Raw genomic sequence first — 21443 nt, 5'->3', positions numbered from 1 at the left:
CCCTTCAGGGGCGCGGGGAACTGCGCGATCAGCCACGAACCACCCGCAGCCGCCCGCGCAACACCACCACCCGAGCTACTGGGCGACGGGCGCCGCCTCCTCCGGCACCGACGCCTCCTCCTCGCCCGCGCTCTCCCCGTCCAGCACCTTCTTCGCCCGCCCCAGATCCAGCGCCCCCTCCCAGCGGGACACCGCGAACACCGCGACGCAGTTGCCGAGGAGGTTGGTGACGACCCGCATCGAGTCCATGATCCGGTCGACCCCCAGCAGCAGCGCGACCGCACCGGCCGGAATGGCCCCCAGCGAGGACGCCGTCGCGGACAGGGCGAGGAAGGCCGAACCGGGGATGCCCGCCATGCCCTTGCTGGTCAGCATCAGCACCAGGACCACGGTGACCTGCTGCCCGAGGCTCAGGTCGACGTCCACGGCCTGGGCGATGAACAGCGTGCCGATGGACAGGTACAGCGAGGCGCCGTCGAGGTTGAAGGAGTACCCGGTCGGCAGCACGAGACCCACCGCGTCGTCGCGGGCGCCCGCCCTGCGCAGCTTCTGCATCACGCGCGGCATGACCGCCTCGGTGGAGGCGGTGCCGAGCGCGAGCAGCATCTCCTCACGGATGTAGCGCAGGAACTTCCAGAGGCTGAGCCCGGTCACCAGCCGCAGGGCCACGGCCAGCAGCGCCACGAAGAACGCCGCCGCCGCGTAACAGAGGACGATCAGCTTGGCGTAGGTCTCGATGACACCGAGTCCGTAGTTGCCGATCAGCACGGCCATCGCGCCGAACACCGCGATCGGCGCCAGCCGCATGACGAAGCCGACGATCGCGAAGATGATCTCCTGGGCCTGCTCGATCGCCGGCAGCACCTGCGGCACCTTCGTGTGCCCGAGGTGCAGCAGCGCGGCGCCCACCAGACACGCCAGGATGAGCACCTGGAGCAGGGAGTTCTCGGCGAAGGCGCCGATGAAACTGGTGGGCAGCGCGTTCACGACGAACTCGGTCGTCGAGGGGAGCGAGCCGCCGCCCGTCCTGGCGTCGACCGCCGAGGTGTCCAGCGTGGCCGGGTCGACGTGCATCCCCGAGCCGGGCTGCACGACGTTGGCGGCGAGCAGCCCGATGATCAGGGCGAGCGTGCTGGCGACCTCGAACCAGATCAGGGCCTTGAGCCCGATCCGGCCGAACGCCTTGAGGTCACCGGCCTTCGCGATGCCGACGACGACCACGCAGAACACCAGCGGAGAGATGATCGTCTTGATGAGCCGGGTGAAGCCGTCGCCGAGCGGCTGAAGGTCCGTGGCCACACCGGGCCACAGCTTTCCGACGGCGATGCCGAGCACGAGCGCGCAGGCGACCTGCGCGAAGAGTGAGGTACGCAGTATGCGTGCGACGCGTCGCGGCAGGGACGGGACGGACGGCGGCACGGGCACTCCTTGTGGGGGGACGACATCACGGAAGCCCCTGGGAACAAGGGACTTCTGCGATGCGGAAAGCGGCTTCCGTTGCGATCACTGTGGAGGTGTCGTTGATCGCGCACAAGACCTCCGCGTTTCGGCCGTGTAAATCCCGTCACGCGTGACGCGTCGCACGTCCTTCGGCTCAGCAGCCGTCGCGATCCTCCGTCAACACCCCCTGGACCGTGGTGAGTCGGCGGTCGTGGCAGCCGTCCGAGCCGCGGAGCCGGTAGCGCTCGCTCGTCGTGCCGACCGCGTGCCGCTGGTCCCGGGGCACTCCGGCGGTGTACGTGGCGTCGCCGGTGTAGGTGTCGTCGAGCCGCGCCCAGGCCGTGCGCCGGCCGTTCCGGGTCGTCACCGCGTCGGCCCGGTCGCCGAGCGTCAGCACGGTCCGCAGCCGGTCGTCCGCGCCGAGGGTGGTCGTGCCGTCCATCGTGTAGGTGCGGTGGGTCCGGGTGGTGACGGTCCGTCCGGGTCCGGCGACCGTCACCTTCTCGTCGTCCGTCCAGGCCGCGTCGAGGCCGTCCACGGTCTCGCCGTCGGTCCAGCGGTGCACGGAGGTGTGGGCCAGGGAACGGCTGACGGTGGTCCGCACCCGGCCGTGCGAGGTGTCGAGGTACCCGGCGACCGTCAGCCGGTGCCCTCCCTCGGTGTCGAGGCGGTGTTCCGCGCCGGGCGTGTAGACGGTCGAATCGGCCAGGTCGCCGGCTTCGCCGGTGAGCAGTTTCCCGGGGACGACCGCCCTGCCGTGGTCCCGCCAGACCAGCACGTTGACCGGTGAGCTCCAGCCGCTCTGCCCCTCGGGCACGCCGACGACCGACACCTCGACGCGGTGCGGCCGCCCGTCGTTGAGGATTCCGGCGAAGGGGGTCAGGTCGTATTCGATGGGCTTGATGTCGAAGGCGCGGGGGCCCGGGATCACGTACCAGAGGAAGGGGTTGGACCAGCCTCCGGTCCACACGGTCGGGAACGGGGTGGCGATGCCGGCCAGTTGCCCGTCGACCTTGACCTGCACCTCGCGGTAGGGGCCGTCGTCCGCCCGGCAGGAGTACGGCGCCTGCGCGGGCACCGTCAGATACCAGTACTCCTCGCAGCCTCCGCCGGAGCCGGTCGCGTACACCTCGGCGACGACGCGTTCGCTGTTGCGGGGCGTGGTGAGGGTCGCGCCGTCGGCCAGGGTGAGCACGCGGTCGGGCGTGGCGGACGGCTCCTTTCCGGCGTAGAAGGTCAGCGTGACCTTGACGTCGAGCACGCCCGTGTAGGTGTCGTCGACGACGTTCCCGATGAGCATCTCGACGTCCTGGCCCCGGCGGAAGGTGTCGCTGTAGCGGGTGACGTCCTTCTCCACGGACCACGCGATGCCGTCGGGTGAGGGCTCCGGGGTCGACGTACGGAAGATCTCGACCCCGCCGACGTGCAGATAGCCGAGCCGGTCGAACTGCCGCCCCTTGACCTTGCCGTCGAGGCGCAGCACCACCTTGCTCCAGCGGTCGCCGCAGCCGTCCGGCGGGGTGTAGGTGCCCCGGTACGGGGTGAAGTCCCGGAACTGGGCCTCGGCGAGGGTGATGTGGCAGGACCTGCCCGAAGGCCTGTCGACGGGGGGCGCCGCGGTCACCGGGTCGTGCCAGTCGGTGCCGAACTCGGCGGGCACGTCGGCCGATCGGGCCGGAGCCACCCCGAGGAGGGTGCTCACCAGGAGGGTCGCCCCGGTGAGCATGGACATGATTAACCGTCTCTTCATGGCCGGTGTTCTACGGGGAGTCGGCCCACGCCCGCAATGACGCCTCCCCCGCCGGACCTACGCCTTCAGCGCGTTCCTGTCCCCCATCACCACGACGGGCTCCCGCTCCGGGTCGAGCGAGAGCAGCAGGTACTCCATCGCCTCCTTGGAGAGGCTGACACAGGCGGACGTCCCGTTGCCATGGTCCAGATGCAGCCAGATCCCGCCGCCCTTCTCCTCCCCCAGCGGCTGCTCGCCGTCGTCGGGCGGTGTGCCCGGCACGCGGTTGTAGTCGATGGCGATGACGTAGTCGAAATCGTGCCAGTGCGACTCGTCCCACCAGCGCGGCGCCGCGTAGTCCTCCGAGTGCGTGTACGGCAGCCTGGTCCCGGGATCGGCCAGGACCCCGCCCGCGGCGGTGAGCGTGAAGACGCCGACGGGGCTGCGGTGGTCACCCAGGCGATGGTCGGGGGTCCAGCCCTTCTTGCCGTTGTGCGCGGGCCAGCTGCGCACCCGCTCCCAGACCGGACCCCGTCTGCCGTACAGCACGGCGACGGACTCGGCGGAGTCCGCTCCGTCGCCGTACACCGCCAGCACCTGGGTGGAAGTGGCCGGAATACGCCGGTGCAGCCGGTCACCGATGTCCGGGATGCGGGTGAGGGTGGGCGCGCTCGACGCCGGGGCGCCCGCACCGGCGCCACCCGACTGCCCCTCACGCGACGGGGTACCGCTCACCGGGCCACCGCTCGCCGGCGCGGCGCTGCCTCCGGGCCCCGCCGCCCCACCGCCGCCACTCCGTTCCGGGTCCGCGCCGCCGCACGCGGACAAGGCCGCGAGGAGGAGAACTCCGGCCACCGCCACGGCCGCCCTGGACCGCACACCGCCATGTCGCATCCGCCCATGCTTGCATCACTTTCTCGGCATATGTGTCAGATTCCGGACACCGGGGCCGTGTCGGCGAGCAGCCGGAACCCTGCGCCCGCGTCGGAAAACCAGTTGATTCCGACCACGCTGCGACGCGAACCTTTCACGGTTTGTTGCCGCGCCTCGCGGGTCCTTCCCCCCACCCCTGACACGAGCCACTGGGACGTCATGCAGATCCAAGACCTTCCGTATCCCGACCCGGGTGTGCCGGACGCACGCTCGGGACCCCGCTTCCTGTGGTGGCTCGGCCGCAACCAGCTGGGCGGCCAGCTCAAGTCCCTGGCCTGGGGACTGCTGCACTTCGTCGCGGTCTCGGCGCAGCCGTTCTGCGTCGGGTTCGCCATCGAGGCCGTGGTCGACCGCTCCGGCAGCCGCCTCGCCCTGGCCGGTGGGCTGATGGCCCTGTTCGGGGCGGCCACCGCGATCGGGGACACCTTCCTGCACCGCACCGCCGTCACCAACTGGATCACCGCCGCCGCCCGCGTCCAGCAACTCCTCGCCCGCCAGGCCGCCCAGCTGGGATCGGCCCTGACCCGGCGGGTCGCGGCGGGCGAGGTCGTGGCCGTGTCCACCGGTGACGTCGAGAAGATCGGCTGGTTCGTCGAGGCCGTCTCCCGCTTCACCGCCGCGGCCCTGACCGTCGTGCTGGTCTGTGTCGGCCTGGTCGTCTACCAGCCGGCCCTCGGCCTCGTGGTCGCCGTCGGCCTGCCCGTCCTCGCGATCGCGGTGCTGCCGCTGCTGCCCCGCGCGACGCGCCGGGCCGACGACCAGCGCGAGAAGGCGGGACGCGCCACCGAACTGGCCTCGGACACCGTGGCCGGTCTGCGGGTGCTGCGCGGCATCGGCGGCGAGGAGCTCTTCCTCGACCGCTACCGTCGCGCCTCCCAGGAGGTCCGGCACGCGGCCGTGCGCAGCGCCCGTATGTGGGCCCTGATCACCGCCATCCAGGTGCTGCTGCCCGGCCTGCTGATGATCGCGGTCGTCTGCTACGGCGTCCGTCTCGTCCACGAGGGCCGTATCTCCGTCGGTGAACTGGTCGCGGTCTACAGCTCCGTCATGGTCCTGGCGTATCCCCTCCGTCACTTCGAGGAGATCGCCATGGCCTACTCCTTCTCGCGCCCCTCCGCCAAGCGCGCCGCCCGTGTGCTGTCGCTGGAGCGGGTCACGGACATCGGCGGATCGCGCGCGGGGGACGTGCCCACGGGCGACCTGTACGACCCCGCGACCGGGCTGCTGGCCCCGGCCGGACGGCTCACCGCGGTGGTGTGCGGCGACCCGGACGCGGCCGGACGGCTCGCGGAACGGCTGGGCGGCCACCCTCCGGAGGACGGTCCGTCGGTCCTGCTCGGCGGTGTCCCGCTGGACGAACTCCCGCTGGAGGCCGCGCGCACGGCCGTCCTCGTCCAGGACAAGGACCCGGTCCTGCTGTCCGGCTCACTGCGCAAGCTGCTCGACGTGCCCGCCTCCGGCGATGTGGAGGCGCCTGCCGCGCTGGCCGCCGCCCAGTGCGGGGACGTCCTGGAGGCCCTGGTGCAGGGCTCCCTGGACGCCGACGACCCGATGGACGCCCGGATCACCGAACGCGGCCGTTCCCTGTCCGGCGGCCAGCGGCAGCGGCTCGCCCTGGCCCGGTCGCTGCTCACCGACCCGGAGGTGCTCGTCCTCGACGAGCCCACCTCGGCCGTCGACTCGCACACCGAGGCCCGGATCGCCGAAGGGGTGCGTGACCTGCGGACCGGTCGCACGACCGTGGTGTTCACCTCCTCCCCGCTGCTGCTCGACCGGGCCGACCGGGTCGCCCTGGTGCACGAGGGCGAGGTCGTCGCCGTCGGTGAGCACCGCGCGCTGCTGCACACCGAACCCCGGTACCGGGCCGTGGTCACCCGCGAGACCGACGAGGAGACGGCCGTCGGCGACGCGCTGACCCGGCTGGACGGCATCGAGCCGGCCAAGACCGAGCCGGCGAAGACCGAGCTGGACGAACTGGACGAACTGAAAGAGATCGAGGAGACCGCATGATCGGCGTGCCGCCACCCGCGTTCGACCCGGCGGCACCGACGACGGCGAACACGCTGCCCGTCGGCGCCCCGGCGACCGTCCGCGCCTACGTGGCCGAACTCCTGCGCCGGCACCGCCGCGCCTTCCTGCTCCTGCTGCTGGTCAACACCGTCGCCACCGTCGCCTCGATGGTGGGCCCCTGGCTCCTCGGCGATGTCGTGCAACGGCTCTCCGCCGGGGACGAGGAACTCCATCTGGGGCTCGTCGCCACGCTGTTCGTGTCCGCCCTGGTCGTCCAGGCCGCGTTCGTCCGCCAGGTGCGGCTGCGCGGCGCCATGCTCGGCGAGCGGATGCTGGCCGATCTGCGCGAGGACTTCCTCGTCCGCTCGGTCCGGCTGCCGCCGGGCGTCCTGGAGCGGGCCGGTACCGGCGATCTGCTGTCCCGCATCACCACGGACATCGACCGGCTCGGCAACGCCATGCGCGAGGCCGTGCCCCAGCTGACCATCGGCGTGCTGTGGGCCGCCCTGCTGCTCGGCGGACTCGTCGTCATGGCCCCGCCCCTCGCGCCGGCCGTACTGATCGCGGTGCCGCTGCTGGTGGTGGGCTGCCGCTGGTACTTCAAGCGGGCGCCGTCCGGCTACCGCTCGGAGGCCGCCGGGTACGCCGCCGTGGCCGCCGCGCTCGCCGAGACCGTGGACGCCGGCCGCACCGTCGAGGCCCACCGCCTCGGCGACCGCCGGATCGAGCTGTCGAAGCTGCGGATCCGGCAGTGGACCGCCTGGGAGCGCTACACCATGTGGCTGCGCTCGGTGCTGTTCCCGGTCATCAACCTGGTGCACGTCACCGTGCTGGGCTCGGTCCTCATGCTCGGCGGGGTGTTCGTCCTGCACGGCTGGATCGGCGTGGGCCAGCTGACCACCGGCGCGCTGCTGGCGCAGATGCTCGTCGACCCGGTCAACCTCATCCTCCGCTGGTACGACGAGCTGCAGGTCGCGCAGGTGTCGCTGGCCCGTCTCGTCGGGGTGCGGGACATCGAGCCGGACGCCGGCGAGAGCGGGCTGGCGCCGGACGGGCGGGACGTGCTCGCCGACCGGGTCCACTTCGGCTACCGCGAGGGCGTCGACGTGCTGCGCAAGGTCTCCCTGGAGGTCGCCCCCGGCACCCGGCTGGCCCTCGTCGGCCCGTCGGGCGCGGGCAAGTCCACGCTGGGCCGGCTCCTCGCCGGCATCTACGCCCCCCGCGACGGCCGGATCACCCTCGGCGGCGCCGAGCTGTCCCGGATGACCGCCGAACGTGTCCGCTCCCACGTGGCACTCGTCAACCAGGAGCACCACGTCTTCGTCGGCTCCCTGCGCGACAACCTGCGGCTGGCCCGGACCGGTGCGGAGGACGACGAACTGTGGGCGGCGCTCGGCTCGGTCGACGCGGAGGGCTGGGCGCGGGCCCTGGACCAGGGGCTGGACACCGAGGTCGGCTCGGGCGGCGTCGCGCTCACCCCGGCCCAGGCCCAGCAGATCGCGCTGGCCCGGCTGGTGCTGGCCGATCCCCACACCCTGGTCCTGGACGAGGCGACCTCGCTGCTGGACCCCCGTGCCGCCCGTCACCTGGAGCGGTCCCTCGCCCGTGTCCTGGACGGCCGGACCGTCGTCGCCATCGCCCACCGCCTCCACACCGCCCATGACGCCGACCTGATCGCCGTCGTCGAGAACGGCCGCATCAGCGAGCTGGGCAGCCACGACGACCTCGTCACCACGGGCGGGGCCTACGCGGCGCTGTGGCGCTCCTGGCACGGCTGAGACGGGCCCCGCGGGGGCGACGGGCCCCGGGAGGCCGGTGCACCCGTCGGCCGCGTCGTGGCCCGGGGCCCCTCGCCCTGTGCGGGCCGGGGGCCGGGGGTGCGGCGATCGTCGCAGGTGCGGCGCCCGGGGTTCCGGACCCGGCGGCCCCTTCTCCGTTTCGACCCCGCTCTGGCGTTGCGCGGTGCCGAAGCGGGATGGAACGCTGGATAGCGGCACCCGCGTGGTCATCGGCCCGGATCCCTCCGGTGCACCCCGGGCCAGGCCGGTGCCCCGTGCGGCGGTGTCCCACCGCCGACCGCGGTGAGAGCGGGCCGGTCACCCCCTGGAGGTACCCGTGAACAGCGTCGACGGATGGGGGGACGACGTCTACCAGCCCGACGCCTCCGACATCCAGGAGGACTCGGGACTGCTCGACGCGGAGGACACACTCGTGGACGACGGTGTCTCGGACCCCCTCGACCGCGGCTGGTCCCCGCCCGAGCGGCCCTGGGCGGTGGAGCACAAAGGGGTGACGGCCGCGGAGCGCCGACAGGGCGAGACCCTGGACGAGCGGCTCGCCGAGGAGCTGCCCGACCTCCCCGTGCCCGACGGGGACGGCCTCGGCGACTGCGACGGCACCGACGGCGAGCTCCTCGACAACGAGGTCGGCGCGGACCGCTCGGGCCGGCTCGTCGCACCGGACGAAGGCGCCCACGAGGACGAGGAGAGCGCCATGGTCGCCAGCGACGTCGGCATCGACGGCGCGGCCGCGTCCGCGGAGGAGGCGGCCATGCACATCGTCGACGAGGACAGCCTCTCCGGCTGACCCGGCCCCCGCAGCGGACGAGGACGAAGAGGACGAGGAGCACCCATGCAGCAGGACAAGCAGCCCGACTACCACGAGGTCGTCTTCCGTGACCGCGCCGCCGGCTACGCCTTCCTCACCCGGTCCACCGCCTCCAGCGACCAGACCATCGAGTGGGACGACGGCGAGACGTACCCCGTGGTGGACGTGGAGATCTCCTCGGAGAGCCACCCCTTCTACACGGGCAAGGCCCGCACGGTGGACACGGAGGGCCGCGTCGCCCGCTTCGAGCGCCGCTACGGCGAGGGCGGCACCGGCTGAACCGTCGCCCCCGCCCGCGGCACGCCTCAGAAGACGTTGAGCGCGGCCGCGGCGCCGACTCCCCCGAGCAGCATGAACACCGGCATCAGCACCTTCAGCTCGACCCAGCTGCCCGCGCGGAACCGCATCGCCTTCGGCGGACCCAGCGGGTACCAGCGCTTGCGCCCGATCGGGATGGGCCACAGGACCGGGCAGCCGGAGACGGTCAGCGCGTCGCCGAGGTCGTGCACCAGGGCGCCCAGCAGGATCGGCAGTCCCAGCCACAGGTACTCCTGGCCGGGGTCCGTGAACAGCCAGTCCGCTCCGTTGCCCGGCTTGTCCAGGACGCCGGCGAGGATCCACGCGCTGGTCGCGGCCAGCAGCCACACCAGCACATCGCTGCTGGAGCCCCGGGCCGCCCGCCACAGCAGGCCCTCGATCGCCAGCACCATGTGCACGAAGAGGATCGCCAGCACCGCCCAGCGGCCACCGGCGATCGCCAGCGCCGAGGCGCCCGCGCCGATCATGACGGCCCACAGCCAGGTGTGGGTGAGGGTGCGGTGGCCGCCGGAGCGGCGCGGGTCGCCCTGCATCCTCGTGGCCTTGTAGACGGCGTACGAGAGCTTGTCGACGATCTCGCACAGCCACCGGGAGACCGGGCCGAAGGAGCGGGAGATGGTGGCGGCCTTGTGGTCGAGGTCCGGTGCGAGCGCCGCACCGGCGCAGATCAGCGCACCGGAGAGGAGCACAGGCCAGGGCATGGTGTGCCCCGCCGCGGCGGCGGCCGCGCCGACGCCGAGCCAGGCGGCGGCGCCCGACAGTGAGTGTGCTGGTCCCATCATGGCCGTTGCCCGCCCTATTCCTCGTGTGCCGCTGTCCAGTTGACCGGGTGCGATGACGCTCCGTCGGCGACACAGCGTAGCTGCCGTGATCTTCGGACCGGCAGCCGATTCCCCCATCGGGCTCGCGGGCAGGCAAGATGGGGTCGTGACCCTCATCGATCAGTTGCCGCCGACCGCAGATCCCGATGCCCTGTACGAAGCCTTCGAGTCCTGGGCCCAGGAGCGCGGTCTGACGCTCTACCCCCACCAGGAGGAGGCGCTGATCGAGGTGGTCTCCGGGGCGAACGTGATCGTGTCGACGCCGACCGGCTCCGGCAAGAGCATGATCGCCGCGGCCGCGCACTTCGCGGCGCTGGCCCGGGACGAGGTCACCTTCTACACCGCGCCGATCAAGGCGCTGGTGTCGGAGAAGTTCTTCGAGCTGTGCAAGATCTTCGGCACGGAGAACGTGGGCATGCTCACGGGTGACGCGTCCGTCAACTCCGACGCCCCGGTCATCTGCTGCACCGCCGAGGTGCTCGCCTCGATCGCCCTGCGCGACGGCAGGCACGCGGACGTGGGACAGGTCGTCATGGACGAGTTCCACTTCTACGCCGAGGGCGACCGCGGCTGGGCCTGGCAGATCCCCATCCTGGAGCTGCCGCAGGCGCAGTTCGTCCTCATGTCGGCGACCCTCGGTGACGTGTCCTTCTTCGAGAAGGACCTCACCCGCCGCACCGGCCGCCCCACCGCGGTGGTCCGCTCGGCGACCCGGCCCGTACCGCTGTCGTACGAGTACCGCTACACCCCGCTGACGGAGACGCTCACCGATCTGCTGGACACGCGGCAGGCCCCCGTCTACATCGTGCACTTCACCCAGGCGCAGGCGGTGGAGCGGGCGCAGGCGCTGATGAGCATCAACATGTGCTCGAAGGAGGAGAAGGAGCAGATCGCCGATCTGATCGGCCACTTCCGCTTCACCACCAAGTTCGGCCAGAACCTCTCCCGTTACGTACGGCACGGCATCGGCGTGCACCACGCCGGCATGCTGCCCAAGTACCGGCGGCTGGTGGAGAAGCTCGCCCAGGCCGGTCTGCTGAAGGTCATCTGCGGTACGGACACGCTGGGCGTCGGGGTCAACGTGCCGATCCGTACCGTGCTGTTCACGGCGCTCACGAAGTACGACGGCAACCGGGTGCGGACCCTGCGGGCGCGTGAGTTCCACCAGATCGCCGGGCGGGCCGGGCGGGCCGGCTTCGACACGGCGGGCTTCGTGGTGGCGCAGGCCCCCGAGCACGTCATCGAGAACGAGAAGGCGCTCGCCAAGGCGGGCGACGACCCGAAGAAGCGCCGCAAGGTGGTCCGCAAGAAGGCGCCGGAGGGCTTCGTCGGCTGGACGGAGAACACGTTCGACAAGCTGATCGACTCGGAGCCGGAGCCGCTGACCTCCCGTTTCCGGGTGACGCACACGATGCTGCTGTCGGTGATCGCCCGACCGGGCAACGCGTTCGAGGCGATGCGCCATCTGCTGGAGGACAACCACGAGCCGCGGCGCCAGCAGCTGCGGCACATCCGGCGCGCGATCGCGATCTACCGTTCGCTGCTGGACGGCGGGATCGTCGAGAAGCTCGACGAGCCGGACGCCACCGGCCGGATCGTCCGCCTCACCGTGGACCTCCAGCAGGACTTCGCGCTGAACCAGCCACTGTCCACGTTCGCGCTGGCCGCGTTCGAACTGCTCGACCCCGAGTCGCCGTCGTACGCCCTGGACATGGTCTCCGTCGTCGAGTCCACCCTGGACGACCCCCGGCAGATCCTGGCCGCCCAGCAGAACAAGGCGCGCGGCGAGGCCGTGGCCCTGATGAAGGCGGACGGCATCGAGTACGAGGAGCGCATGGAGCGGCTCCAGGACATCACGTACCCGAAGCCCCTCGAGGAACTGCTGTTCCACGCCTACAACACGTACCGCAAGAGCCACCCGTGGGTCGGCGACCACCCGCTGTCGCCGAAGTCCGTCATCCGTGACATGTACGAGCGGGCCCAGTCCTTCACGGAGCTGGTGTCCCACTACGAGCTGGCCCGCACCGAGGGCATCGTCCTGCGCTACCTGGCGAGCGCCTTCAAGGCCCTCGACCACACCGTCCCCGACGATCTCAAGTCGGAGGACCTCCAGGATCTGATCGCGTGGCTGGGCGAGATGGTGCGCCAGGTCGACTCCAGCCTGCTGGACGAGTGGGAGCAGCTCGCCAACCCGGAGGAGATGACCGCGGAGGAGGCCCAGGAGAAGGCCGACGAGGTCAAGCCGGTCACCGCCAACGCGCGGGCCTTCCGGGTCCTCGTGCGCAACGCCCTGTTCCGGCGGGTCGAGCTGGCGGCCCTCGACCACGTCGAACAGCTGGGCGAGATGGACGCCGAGGCCGGCTGGGACGCCGACGCGTGGGGCGAGGCGATGGACAAGTACTGGGACGAGTACGACGACCTGGGCACCGGTCCGGACGCGCGCGGCCCCAAGCTGCTGGTGATCCAGGAGGAGCCGCAGAACGCTCTGTGGCGGGTCCGCCAGATCTTCGACGACCCGAACGACGACCACGACTGGGGCATCAGCGCGGAGATCGACCTCACGGCCTCCGACGCGGAGGGCCGGGCGGTCGTCCGGGTCACGGCCGTGGGCCAACTGTGAGATCAGCGCGAGGCACAGGAGAAGCGCACCGATGACGAACCCTGCCGAGAGACTCGTCGACCTGCTCGACCTGGAGCAGATCGAGGTCAACATCTTCCGCGGCCGCAGTCCGCAGGAGTCCCTGCAGCGGGTCTTCGGCGGGCAGGTGGCCGGCCAGGCACTGGTCGCGGCCGGTCGGACCACCGACGGCGACCGGCCCGTGCACTCGCTGCACGCGTACTTCCTGCGCCCGGGACGGCCGGGCGTGCCGATCGTGTACCAGGTCGAGCGGGTGCGGGACGGGCGGTCTTTCACCACGCGCCGGGTCACCGCCGTGCAGCAGGGCCGCACGATCTTCAATCTCACCGCCTCCTTTCATCAACCTGAGGAAGGTCCCTTCGAGCACCAGCTGCCGCCGGCCCGTGAGGTCCCGGACCCGGAGTCGCTGCCGACGGTCACGGAGGAGATCCGGCAGCATCTGGGCGCGCTGCCCGAGCAGTTGGAGCGGATGGCGCGCCGTCAGCCCTTCGACATCCGGTACGCGGACCGGCTGCGCTGGAGCGCGGAGGACGTCAAGGACGCCGAGCCGCGCAGCGCGGTGTGGATGCGCGCGGTCGGGCCGCTGGGCGACGATCCGCTGGTGCACACCTGCGCGCTGACCTACGCCAGCGACATGACGCTCCTGGACGCCGTCCGGCTGCCGGTGGAACCCCTGTGGGGGCAGCGGAACTTCGACATGGCGTCGCTGGATCACGCGATGTGGTTCCACCGGCCGTTCCGCGCGGACGAGTGGTTCCTGTACGACCAGGAGTCACCGATCGCGACCGGCGGGCGCGGTCTGGCCCGCGGGCGGATCTACGACCTCCAGGGGCGCCTGCTGGTGTCGGTCGTCCAGGAAGGACTGTTCCGGAAGCTGTAGCGCGAGCGCTTCTCAAGAGCTTCGTGCCAAGAGCTTCGTGTCAGGCGCTTCGTCTCATGCGCTTCGTCTCATGCGCTTCGTGTCAGGCACTTCTGCGGCGCAGGAGGCCCAGCAGGCCGCGCGGCGCGCGCCGGGGGCGCTGTGGCGCCCTTGGGTGCTCCGCGGGGTCTGCGGGGTCTGCGGGGTCTGCGGGGTCTGCGGGCCGAGGTTCCGCAGGAGGGCTCGAGGGTTCCGGATGCGGCGCGGGCCGGTGGGTGCGGGCTTCTTCCAGGGTGCGGTCCAGGTCGGCCCTGAGCCACGCGATCTCATCCGGGTCGTCGGCCGTGACGATCTTCTCGACGAGGTGTGCGGCCGGGCTGCCCGGGGCGCCGTGGGCGGGTGGTCCGGGCCGGAACCGGTTCAGGTGGGTGCGCTCGTAGGGGTCCTCCACGATCTCCGCGATCTGGTGCGGGTCGAGGAACGCGGCCAGGGCTCCGGCCCGCTGCCAGGGGTCCTCGCACTCCCGCAGCAGGAAGCCCAGGTGTCGCCCTCGCCAGTTCCGCGCCCTGAGATCGCGGCCGGCCGCGAGGTGGGCCCGGAACGACTCGGGGGTGCGGCCCTTGAGCAGGAAGGCGTTGTGCTCGTCGGCGGTGAACTGCTGCAGTTCTTCGGCCAGGTACTGCCAGACGACGGCCCGATAGCGGTTCAAATAAAACTTCACCGGCACGACGAGTCCGAGCCGGGCGAGGCGGGTGAACCGGGAGGCCGGTACCTGCATGAGGGCGGCTGCCTCGCCCGTGCCGACGACCCGCACATGCTCGCGCAGGTGGTCCGTGGCTCCGAGCAGCCGGTCGAGTTCGGTGCGGGGCACCACACGGCGGCCTCCCCCGCCTTCGTCCGGGACGGTCCTGATCCGCCCCAGGTGCACGGCGAGGTCGAACTCGCTCCGCTTCAGGCCGAGTTCCCGAGCGGCACGGCTCGCGGAGCACGACGGGGCCTGCTGTGGAGCGACGGTGTTTCCGGACATGGTGGTCTCCCCCGTGGAGTACGACGGCCCCGCACGGTCCGCGGTGGCCTCGGAAAAACCGTAGCCGGAATCACGGATCGCGTGGCGGGCCTGTGGATAACTCCACGGGGGTCGAGAAAGTGCAGGTCAGAGGTCTTCCAGCGGGGCCCGGTCGGGCTGCCGGGCGTCCACGGTGAGGTGCTCGCCGACCCGGCTGACGAGGAGGGTCATCTCGTAGGCGATCTGGCCCATGTCGGCCTGCGCGCCGCTCAGCACGCACAGACAGCTGCCGGAGCCGGCCGCGGTGACGAAGAGCAGCGCCTCATCGAACTCGATCATTGTCTGGCGTACCTGGCCCGCGCCGAAGTGGCGTCCGGATCCCTTGGCCAGGCTGTGCAGTCCCGACGAGACCGCGGCGAGGTGCTCCGCGTCCTCGCGGCGCAGTCCGGTGCTCGCGCCCGCCACCAGTCCGTCGGTGGACAGGACCAGTGCATGGCGGACGTGGTCGACGCGCTCGGTCAGGTCGTCCAGCAGCCAGCCCAGCCCCTGATTCTGCGCCATGTCTCCGTCTCCCCGCGTGTCATTCCCCGTGAGATCCCCCGTGTCCCCTCCGCCTCGCCGGAGGAAACGCCCGCCAGCCTTCCCCAGGAACGGGCGCCGGAGCAAGGAGGATTGCGGCATGGCGCAGAAGATGACCGACGACGAATGGCGGGCGTTCGTCTCGAACGGCACCCGCACCGGAAAACTGTCCACGGTCCGGGCCGACGGCAGTCCGCACGTGGCACCCGTGTGGTTCCTGCTCGACGGGGACGAGGTGGTGTTCAACACCGGCAAGGAGACGGTGAAGGGGCGGAATCTGGCGCGGGACGGCCGGATCGCCCTGTGCGTGGACGACGACCGGCCGCCGTTCGACTTCGTGGTGATCCAGGGCCGGGCCCGGATCTCGGAGGACCTTGACGAGGTCCGGTACTGGGCGGCCCGCATCGGGGCCCGGTACATGGGCGAGGAGCGCGCGGAGGAGTTCGGCGCCCGCAACGGCGTACCGGGCGAACTGCTGGTGCGGGTCGCCATCGACAAGGTGCTGGCGCGGAAGTCGATCTCCGGCTGACGGGTGTCCCTCAGCTCACCGAGTCGAGCAGCCGGGCGGTGTGCATCCGTCCGGCGTACTCGACGAGCCGGATCAGCACCTCCTTCCCCGAGGCCCGGTCCCGTGCGTCGCACAGCACGACGGGGGTTCCGCCGTCGAGGTCGAGGGCGCGCGAGACGTCCTGGGCGCCGTACGTCCGGGCGCCGGTGAAGCAGTTGACGGCGACGACGAAGGGGATGTGCCGGTGCTCGAAGTAGTCGACGGCGGGGAAGCAGTCCTCGAGGCGCCGGGTATCGGCCAGGACGACCGCGCCCAGCGCCCCTTGTGACAACTCGTCCCACAGGAACCAGAAGCGGTCCTGGCCGGGGGTGCCGAAGAGGTAGAGGGAGAGGCCGGAGCGGATGGTGATCCGGCCGAAGTCCATGGCGACGGTCGTGGTGACCTTCTGGTCCACTCCGTCGGTGTCGTCCACCCACTGGCCGGCTTCGCTCAGCAGTTCCTCGGTGCGCAGCGGTTTGATCTCGCTGACCGCGCCCACCAAGGTGGTCTTGCCGACGCCGAACCCGCCGGCGACCAGAATCTTCAATGCCAGGGGGGCCGTCTCGCCACCTGTGGCATCGGAGTGCTCGGAGACCATGGATCACTTCTCTCGGGAGAGGACGGCTGCGGTGCAGGTGTGCGAAGTCAGCATCATGACAACTGGGGCCCCTTTGCGAGGGGTTCGACCGTAATCTGCCCGATCTGACCGCCCCCTGCGCGTTCGCGGTCCGAAGGTGTGCGTGAGCCTGTGCCAGGCGGGTCCGTTCCGCGTCCGGGTCGGCTCGGGTGGGCGTCCGCAGGGGCCGCGGCGCCTCGGTCTACAGGGCCCCTCGGTCTACAGGGCCCGTCGGTCTACAGGGCCCGCAGCCCCTCGATCACCTCGCGGAGGATGCGTTCGTCGGGCAGATGCGCGGGCGGGACGGGCCGGCTGACGGTGACGAGGCCGAGCTCCAGGAGGTCGCCGAGGAGGACCCGGACCACCCCCACGGGCAGGTCAGCACCCGCCCCGAGTTCGGCGACCGACTGCGTCTCCGTACGGCACAGGTCGACGAGTGCCCGGTGCTCGGGCCCGAGTGCCGTGCCGTCCGCGTCGGTCGCCCCCGGGGCCAGGGTGACCAGGGCGATCAGATCGAAGGGCACTCCGGTGGGGCCCGGTTTGGTGCGGCCGCCCGTCATGGCGTACGGGCGCACCAGGGGTCCGGCCTCGTTGTCGTACCACTGGCTGCCCGGCTCGTGCGGGACGCCGGTCCTGTCCTCGGTCATGTCGGCCGGTCGCTCTCTCGTCTCATCCGGCGGCGGGCGGCCGCGCGCCCGTGCGCGGGCCGGTGAAGAGGTGCTCGCCGACCCGTTTGACCAGCCGTGCCATCTCGTAGCCGACCAGGCCGATGTCGGCGGTGACGGCGGTGAGGAGGGCGAGGCAGGAGCCGTCTCCGGCGGCGGCCACGAACAGGAAGCCGTCGTCCATCTCCACCATGGTCTGCCGGACGCCGCCGGCGCCGAAGTGACGGCCGGCGCCCTTGGCGAGACTGTGGAAGCCGGAGGCGACGGCCGCGAGATGTTCGGCGTCCTCGCGGCTGAGGCCGGTGGAGGCGCCGACGGCGAGGCCGTCGTTGGACAGCACCACGGCGTGCCGTACCTCGCTGACGCGCGTCACCAAGTCGTCCAGCAGCCAGTCGAGTTCGCCGGACCGCTGGGCCGGCCTCGTGCTCGGGTCCTGGATCATGCGGGGTCTCCTTCGCTGCTGTCGCTGCCCGGTGCGGGATGCGGGGCTCCGCCCCGGCCGGGTTGCCTGCCGCCGCCGCGTGCCCAGCCGGCCCGGTAGGCGGCCATCCGGTCCCGTACGAGTTCGGGGGTACGCCCGTCGTCGCGCGGGCGGGTCTCCCGGTGCGGTTCCTCGGGGGGCGACCTGCGCAGCTGGGGGGCGAGGTGCGCCTGCCGTACCCGGCGCGGGAGGTCGTCCGATCCCTCGGAGTCGTCCGGGGGGCGATGCAGACGCAAGGCGGTGACTCCTGGGGGCGGCGGGTCGGCGGGGGCCGGGTCTGCGGCGGCGCGGACGGGGGCGACCAGGGCGGGCCGCTCGGCGGGCGCGGGGACGGCCTCCGGTTCGGGCGCCGACCGGTCGGGGGCGGGTACGCGTGCGTACGCGCGTGCCGTGGGCCGCTCGGCCTCCACCGCTTCTGCCGCTCCTGCCTCTTCCACCGCTTCGAGGGCGGATCGTTCCGGCTTCCCGCCGTGCAGCAGGGCCGTCGGCAGGAGGACGACCGCGGTGGTGCCGCCGTAGGGCGAGGTCCGCAGATGCACCTTGACGCCGTGGCGCGCGGAGAGCCTGCTGACGACGAACAGGCCGAGCCGGTCGCTGTCGAACAGGTCGAGTGCCTCGGACTGCGCGATGCGCCGGTTGGCATCCGCGAGGGTCTCCTTGCCCATGCCGAGCCCGCGGTCCTCCACCTCGACGGCGTAGCCGTTGCCGACGGGCTCGCCCGTGACGCGCACGCGCGTGTGCGGCGGTGAGAACTGGGCGGCGTTCTCCACGAGTTCGGCGAGGAGGTGGGTGAGGTCCGCGACGGCGGTGCCGACGACGGAGGTCTCGGGAAGCTGCCGCACCTCCACGCGTGCGTAGTCCTCGACCTCGGAGACCGCGGCGCGGACCACGTTGGTCAGGGAGACCGGCATGCGCCAGGCCCGGCCGGGGGCCGCTCCGGAGAGGATGATCAGGCTCTCCGCGTGGCGCCGCATACGGGTGGTGAGGTGGTCGAGCCGGAAGAGGTCGCTCAGCTCGTCGGGGTCGTCGGAGCGGCGCTCCATGCTGTCCAGGAGGCTCAGCTGGCGGTGGACGAGGACCTGGCTGCGGCGGGCGAGGTTGACGAACACCCCGGAGATGCCGCTGGCGAGTTCGGCGCGCTCCACCGCCGCCCGCAGCGCGGCCCGGTGCACGGTGGTCAGGGCCTCGGCGACCTGGCCGGTCTCGTCCTCGGCGGCCGGTCCGGGCGGCGCCTCCGCGCGGATGTCGATCTCGTCCCCGGCGCGGAGGCGGCGCATGGCCTCGGGGAGCTTGCGCCGGGCGATGTCCAGGGCGCTGTTGCGCAGGCTGACGAGTTCCACGACGAGGCCGCGTCCGATGCGTACGGAGATCACGAGCGTCGCGATGACGGCGGCGAGGCCGAAGAGGACCGCGGCACCGGCGGGGGTGAGGGCTCCCCTGGTGAACGGGTCGGCGCGGTCCGCGACGTCACGGGCGGCGGCCGACTCGATTCCGCGCAGGTCGTCCCGCACGCGCGCGTGGGCCGTGTTCCAGGTGACCTCCGAGGCGGCCGAAAGCGCTTTCGCGCCCGATCCGCCCGCGAGCACATGGTCCTCGGTGGCGGCCAGGGCGGCGTAGGAGCTGCCCTCGGCGAGGCGCTGCCAGGCGGTGCGTTCGGGTCCGCGCAGGTCGGCGGTGGCCGACTCGGCCAGGGTGCGGCGAGTGGCGACGGCGCCGGTGAACAGCCGCAGTCGCTCGCCGTCCAGGCGTCCGGTCAGGCGGGCGCTCGCGAGGACGGCGTCCTCCTGGGCCAGCGCCTCTCCCGCGCGGGAGAATTCGAGCAGCACACGCGCGTCGGATCCCAGTTCGGCGTCCTGGATTCCGGAGAGCGCGCCGTCCACCTGGAAGGCCGCCGAGAGAGTGGCGGTGTACCGGTCGTAGGCCTCCCGCCAGTCGGCGCCGCCGTCGAGCACGGCGGTCCGCAGCGGACTCAGGGCCTCGGCTCCGGAGACGAAGGTCTCCAGACGCCGGGCGACTCCGGCGGGCAGGTCCTGGCCGTCGGCGACGGTGCTGTGGTCGCCCAGGCGGAGCCGGGCCACGGCCGCGTCCGTGCGCTCCGCGAGTTGCCTGAGGTCGTCGTCCTGCCCGGCGGCGGGTTCGGTGGCGTACCGTACGGCGGCCGCCCGTTCGTTCTGCAGGGCGGCCACCGCCGCCGCGACGGGCGTACGGACCTGGGAGTCCACCCGTTGCAACTGGCGGAGCCGGGAGATGTCCTGGGCGGTGCTGACGGTGGCGTACGCCCACAGGGCCAGCAGGGAGACGACCGGCACCATCAGCAGGCAGATGATCTTGGCCCGTACGGTGCGCGGCCGCAGGTGCCGACGTCCCGCGCGCGCGGGTGCCACGTCGGCCGACGCGCCCGTCCGCTCGTCCGGGCCCTCGTCGGCGGGCGGCCCGGCGTGGGCGCGCCGCCCGCGCACCAGGGGCGGCGCCTCGGCGCCGTCGGTGGGGGTCCTACGGGGTGTACGCATGGCCTCCTCGCTCGGAAGAATGTCGGGGGACGCGCCGTCCGCAACGGCTCGGGGCGGGCGGAACGACTCGGAGCAGGCGGAACGGCTCGAGGCGTGCGGTCCGGTCCGGGCCGGCCCGGTCACACGGTCCGGGCCGGCCCGTGGACGGCACCGCTCTCCAGCGGCTGCTGGGCGGAGGCGGATGCCTCGCGCTCCCCCGTGGTGGGTGACAGCGCGACGAAGGCCGAGGTCAGGAAGAGATAGGACCCGAGGCCGACGGCGAGGGGGAAGATGAACTGCATCGCCGTGGCCCCGGGCAGCACTGCTCCGGAGGGGGTGACGTGCACGCGTACCGCGAACATGCCGGTGTAGTGCATGCTGCTGACCGCCGCGCCCATGACCAGCGAGGCGACGGTGACCGCGATCGGTGACTTGATGTTGAGCGCCGCCCACAGGGCCGCGGTCGCGGCGACGACCGCGATCAGGACGGAGAGGGCGACGCGCGTCGGATCGTAGGAGACGTCGCCGTGCAGGCGGACCGCGGCCATGCCCAGGTAGTGCATGCTCGCCACGCCGACGCCGGTGGTGAGTCCGCCGAGCAGCAACGCGCGCGTGCGGTCACGGCCGTAGCCGACGACGAAGACACCGGCGCAGACGACGACCATGGCGACGAGGAGGCTGAGCACGGTCAGCGGAACGTCGTAGCGGATGTCGGTGCCGCCGACGGCGAAGCCGAGCATGGCCACGAAGTGCATGGTCCAGATGCCGGTGCCGAGCGCGGAGGCGGCGGTGATCAGCCAGTTGCGCCGTGCGCGCCCGGTGGCGCCGAGAGCGCGCACGGTGCAGCGCAGCCCGAGGGCGGCGCCTATGCACGCCATCACGTACGACAGTACGGGGGTCAGCCAGCCGAAGGCGGCGTGGTCCAGGTGTCCCATGGCCAGGGGACGCTAGTGGGGGCACGGGTGCACAAAGGGGGCGCATTTCGAAAGGTGATGGAATGTGACGCATAAGTACGCTGGAGCGATCGCCACGCGCTCGAACATGCGCACAGCGATGCCCTCCCTGGCGGTGAGGGATCATGCGGACCATGAGCGACGACCACACACATGTCCAGGAGTTCTTCGGCGCGCGGGCGGCGGACTGGGACACCCGCTTCCCCGACGACGGCCCCGTCTACGCTGCGGCCGTCGCCGAGCTCGGACTGCGGGAGGGCAGCCGCGTACTGGACGCGGGCTGCGGCACCGGCCGGGCCCTGACCCCGTTGCGCGCGGCTGTGGGGCCCTCGGGAGTGGTCGTCGGGGTCGATCTGACCGCGGCCATGCTCCAGGCCGCCGTACGGGCCGCACGCGACCGCGCGGGGCGGCTGCTGCTCGCCGACGTCGCCGCGCTCCCGCTGCGGGACGAGGCGCTCGACGCGGTGTTCGCGGCGGGGCTCGTCGCCCATCTCCCGCACCCGGCGGAGAACCTGCGGGAGCTGGCCCGGGTGGTGCGCCCCGGCGGCGTCCTGGCGCTGTTCCATCCGATCGGACGGGCCGCCCTCGCCGCCCGCCAGGGGCGGCAGATCACTCCGGAGGACCTGCGCGCGGAGCCGAACCTGCGCCCCCTGCTGGCCGGTTCCGGCTGGCGCATGACCTCGTACGTCGACGAGGACGCCCGCTTCCTGGCCCTGGCCGTCCGGGAGGGCTGACGGCTCGGGCGGCCGCGT

General features: G+C 72.1%; 19 protein-coding genes. 8 read left to right on the top strand and 11 right to left on the bottom strand.

The annotated features are described in order from the left end of the window. Window positions 1–75: 75 nt before the first annotated feature. The 3 genes from ABZ490_RS30705 to ABZ490_RS30695 form a co-directional block, all read right to left on the bottom strand. Complete coding sequence (locus tag ABZ490_RS30705) at window positions 76–1419, bottom strand: cation:dicarboxylase symporter family transporter (RefSeq protein ID WP_358997028.1); 1344 nt, start codon at window positions 1417–1419, stop codon at window positions 76–78. Between the two features lie 175 nt (window positions 1420–1594). Then, entirely contained in the window at window positions 1595–3190 is a 1596-nt protein-coding gene (locus tag ABZ490_RS30700) for a peptide-N4-asparagine amidase (protein WP_358997025.1), read from the bottom strand. A gap of 57 nt (window positions 3191–3247) precedes the next feature. Then, window positions 3248–4063 (bottom strand): L,D-transpeptidase family protein, encoded by an 816-nt coding sequence (locus ABZ490_RS30695; RefSeq protein WP_358997022.1) that lies wholly within the window; start codon window positions 4061–4063, stop codon window positions 3248–3250. 198 nt (window positions 4064–4261) lie between these two features. Between ABZ490_RS30695 and ABZ490_RS30690 the strand changes: the two genes are divergently transcribed. From ABZ490_RS30690 to ABZ490_RS30675, 4 genes are all read left to right on the top strand, one after another. Then, window positions 4262–6112 (top strand): ABC transporter ATP-binding protein, encoded by a 1851-nt coding sequence (locus tag ABZ490_RS30690; RefSeq protein ID WP_358997019.1) that lies wholly within the window; start codon window positions 4262–4264, stop codon window positions 6110–6112. Then, a complete protein-coding gene (locus ABZ490_RS30685) occupies window positions 6109–7890 on the top strand; it encodes an ABC transporter ATP-binding protein (protein ID WP_358997017.1) in 1782 nt (593 codons plus the stop codon). Before ABZ490_RS30690 ends, ABZ490_RS30685 begins: the two co-directional genes overlap by 4 nt. A gap of 337 nt (window positions 7891–8227) precedes the next feature. After that, a complete protein-coding gene (locus ABZ490_RS30680) occupies window positions 8228–8698 on the top strand; it encodes a DUF5709 domain-containing protein (RefSeq protein WP_358997014.1) in 471 nt (156 codons plus the stop codon). Window positions 8699–8743: 45 nt separating this feature from the next. Continuing rightward, window positions 8744–8998 carry a type B 50S ribosomal protein L31 gene (locus ABZ490_RS30675; protein WP_358997011.1) on the top strand — a complete coding sequence of 85 codons (255 nt, stop codon included), beginning with the start codon at window positions 8744–8746 and terminating at the stop codon, window positions 8996–8998. 26 nt (window positions 8999–9024) lie between these two features. Here ABZ490_RS30675 and ABZ490_RS30670 read toward each other — a convergent pair whose 3' ends face one another. Beyond that, entirely contained in the window at window positions 9025–9819 is a 795-nt protein-coding gene (locus ABZ490_RS30670) for a metal-dependent hydrolase (protein WP_358997008.1), read from the bottom strand. 145 nt (window positions 9820–9964) lie between these two features. Between ABZ490_RS30670 and ABZ490_RS30665 the strand changes: the two genes are divergently transcribed. Together ABZ490_RS30665 and ABZ490_RS30660 are read left to right on the top strand one after the other, a co-directional pair. Further along, window positions 9965–12478 carry a DUF3516 domain-containing protein gene (locus ABZ490_RS30665; RefSeq protein ID WP_358997005.1) on the top strand — a complete coding sequence of 838 codons (2514 nt, stop codon included), beginning with the start codon at window positions 9965–9967 and terminating at the stop codon, window positions 12476–12478. 31 nt (window positions 12479–12509) lie between these two features. Then, window positions 12510–13376, top strand: coding sequence for an acyl-CoA thioesterase II (locus ABZ490_RS30660; protein ID WP_358997001.1), 867 nt, complete (start codon window positions 12510–12512; stop codon window positions 13374–13376). Between the two features lie 82 nt (window positions 13377–13458). On the opposite strand, the gene ABZ490_RS30655 is transcribed toward ABZ490_RS30660, so the two are convergent. Together ABZ490_RS30655 and ABZ490_RS30650 are read right to left on the bottom strand one after the other, a co-directional pair. Next, window positions 13459–14382 (bottom strand): DUF6397 family protein, encoded by a 924-nt coding sequence (locus tag ABZ490_RS30655; RefSeq protein ID WP_358996998.1) that lies wholly within the window; start codon window positions 14380–14382, stop codon window positions 13459–13461. Between the two features lie 126 nt (window positions 14383–14508). Continuing rightward, window positions 14509–14922, bottom strand: a complete 414-nt coding sequence (locus tag ABZ490_RS30650) for a roadblock/LC7 domain-containing protein (protein ID WP_358996995.1) — start codon at window positions 14920–14922, stop codon at window positions 14509–14511. A gap of 118 nt (window positions 14923–15040) precedes the next feature. Between ABZ490_RS30650 and ABZ490_RS30645 the strand changes: the two genes are divergently transcribed. After that, on the top strand, window positions 15041–15469 hold the full coding sequence (locus ABZ490_RS30645; RefSeq protein WP_358996992.1) for a PPOX class F420-dependent oxidoreductase: 429 nt from the start codon (window positions 15041–15043) through the stop codon (window positions 15467–15469). Window positions 15470–15479: 10 nt separating this feature from the next. Here the strand turns inward: ABZ490_RS30645 and ABZ490_RS30640 are convergent, their stop codons facing one another. From ABZ490_RS30640 to ABZ490_RS30620, 5 genes are all read right to left on the bottom strand, one after another. Further along, window positions 15480–16085, bottom strand: a complete 606-nt coding sequence (locus ABZ490_RS30640; protein ID WP_055635067.1) for an ATP/GTP-binding protein — start codon at window positions 16083–16085, stop codon at window positions 15480–15482. Between the two features lie 254 nt (window positions 16086–16339). Next, window positions 16340–16750 carry a DUF742 domain-containing protein gene (locus tag ABZ490_RS30635; protein WP_358996988.1) on the bottom strand — a complete coding sequence of 137 codons (411 nt, stop codon included), beginning with the start codon at window positions 16748–16750 and terminating at the stop codon, window positions 16340–16342. 22 nt (window positions 16751–16772) lie between these two features. Further along, window positions 16773–17210 (bottom strand): roadblock/LC7 domain-containing protein, encoded by a 438-nt coding sequence (locus ABZ490_RS30630; RefSeq protein ID WP_358996985.1) that lies wholly within the window; start codon window positions 17208–17210, stop codon window positions 16773–16775. After that, on the bottom strand, window positions 17207–19759 hold the full coding sequence (locus ABZ490_RS30625; protein ID WP_358996982.1) for a nitrate- and nitrite sensing domain-containing protein: 2553 nt from the start codon (window positions 19757–19759) through the stop codon (window positions 17207–17209). Before ABZ490_RS30625 ends, ABZ490_RS30630 begins: the two co-directional genes overlap by 4 nt. Before the next feature lie 119 nt (window positions 19760–19878). Beyond that, a complete protein-coding gene (locus ABZ490_RS30620; protein ID WP_358996979.1) occupies window positions 19879–20673 on the bottom strand; it encodes an MHYT domain-containing protein in 795 nt (264 codons plus the stop codon). Between the two features lie 152 nt (window positions 20674–20825). On the opposite strand from ABZ490_RS30620, the gene ABZ490_RS30615 reads away from it, so the two are divergent. Continuing rightward, window positions 20826–21425, top strand: a complete 600-nt coding sequence (locus ABZ490_RS30615; protein ID WP_358996976.1) for a class I SAM-dependent methyltransferase — start codon at window positions 20826–20828, stop codon at window positions 21423–21425. The last annotated feature ends 18 nt before the right edge of the window (window positions 21426–21443 follow it).

Origin of the sequence: Streptomyces sp. NPDC005811 (genome assembly GCF_040630405.1) — a bacterium.
GTDB lineage: Bacteria > Actinomycetota > Actinomycetes > Streptomycetales > Streptomycetaceae > Streptomyces.
Note: the sequence above shows the minus strand (reverse complement) of the source record. Positions and strands in the feature narration are given on the sequence as shown.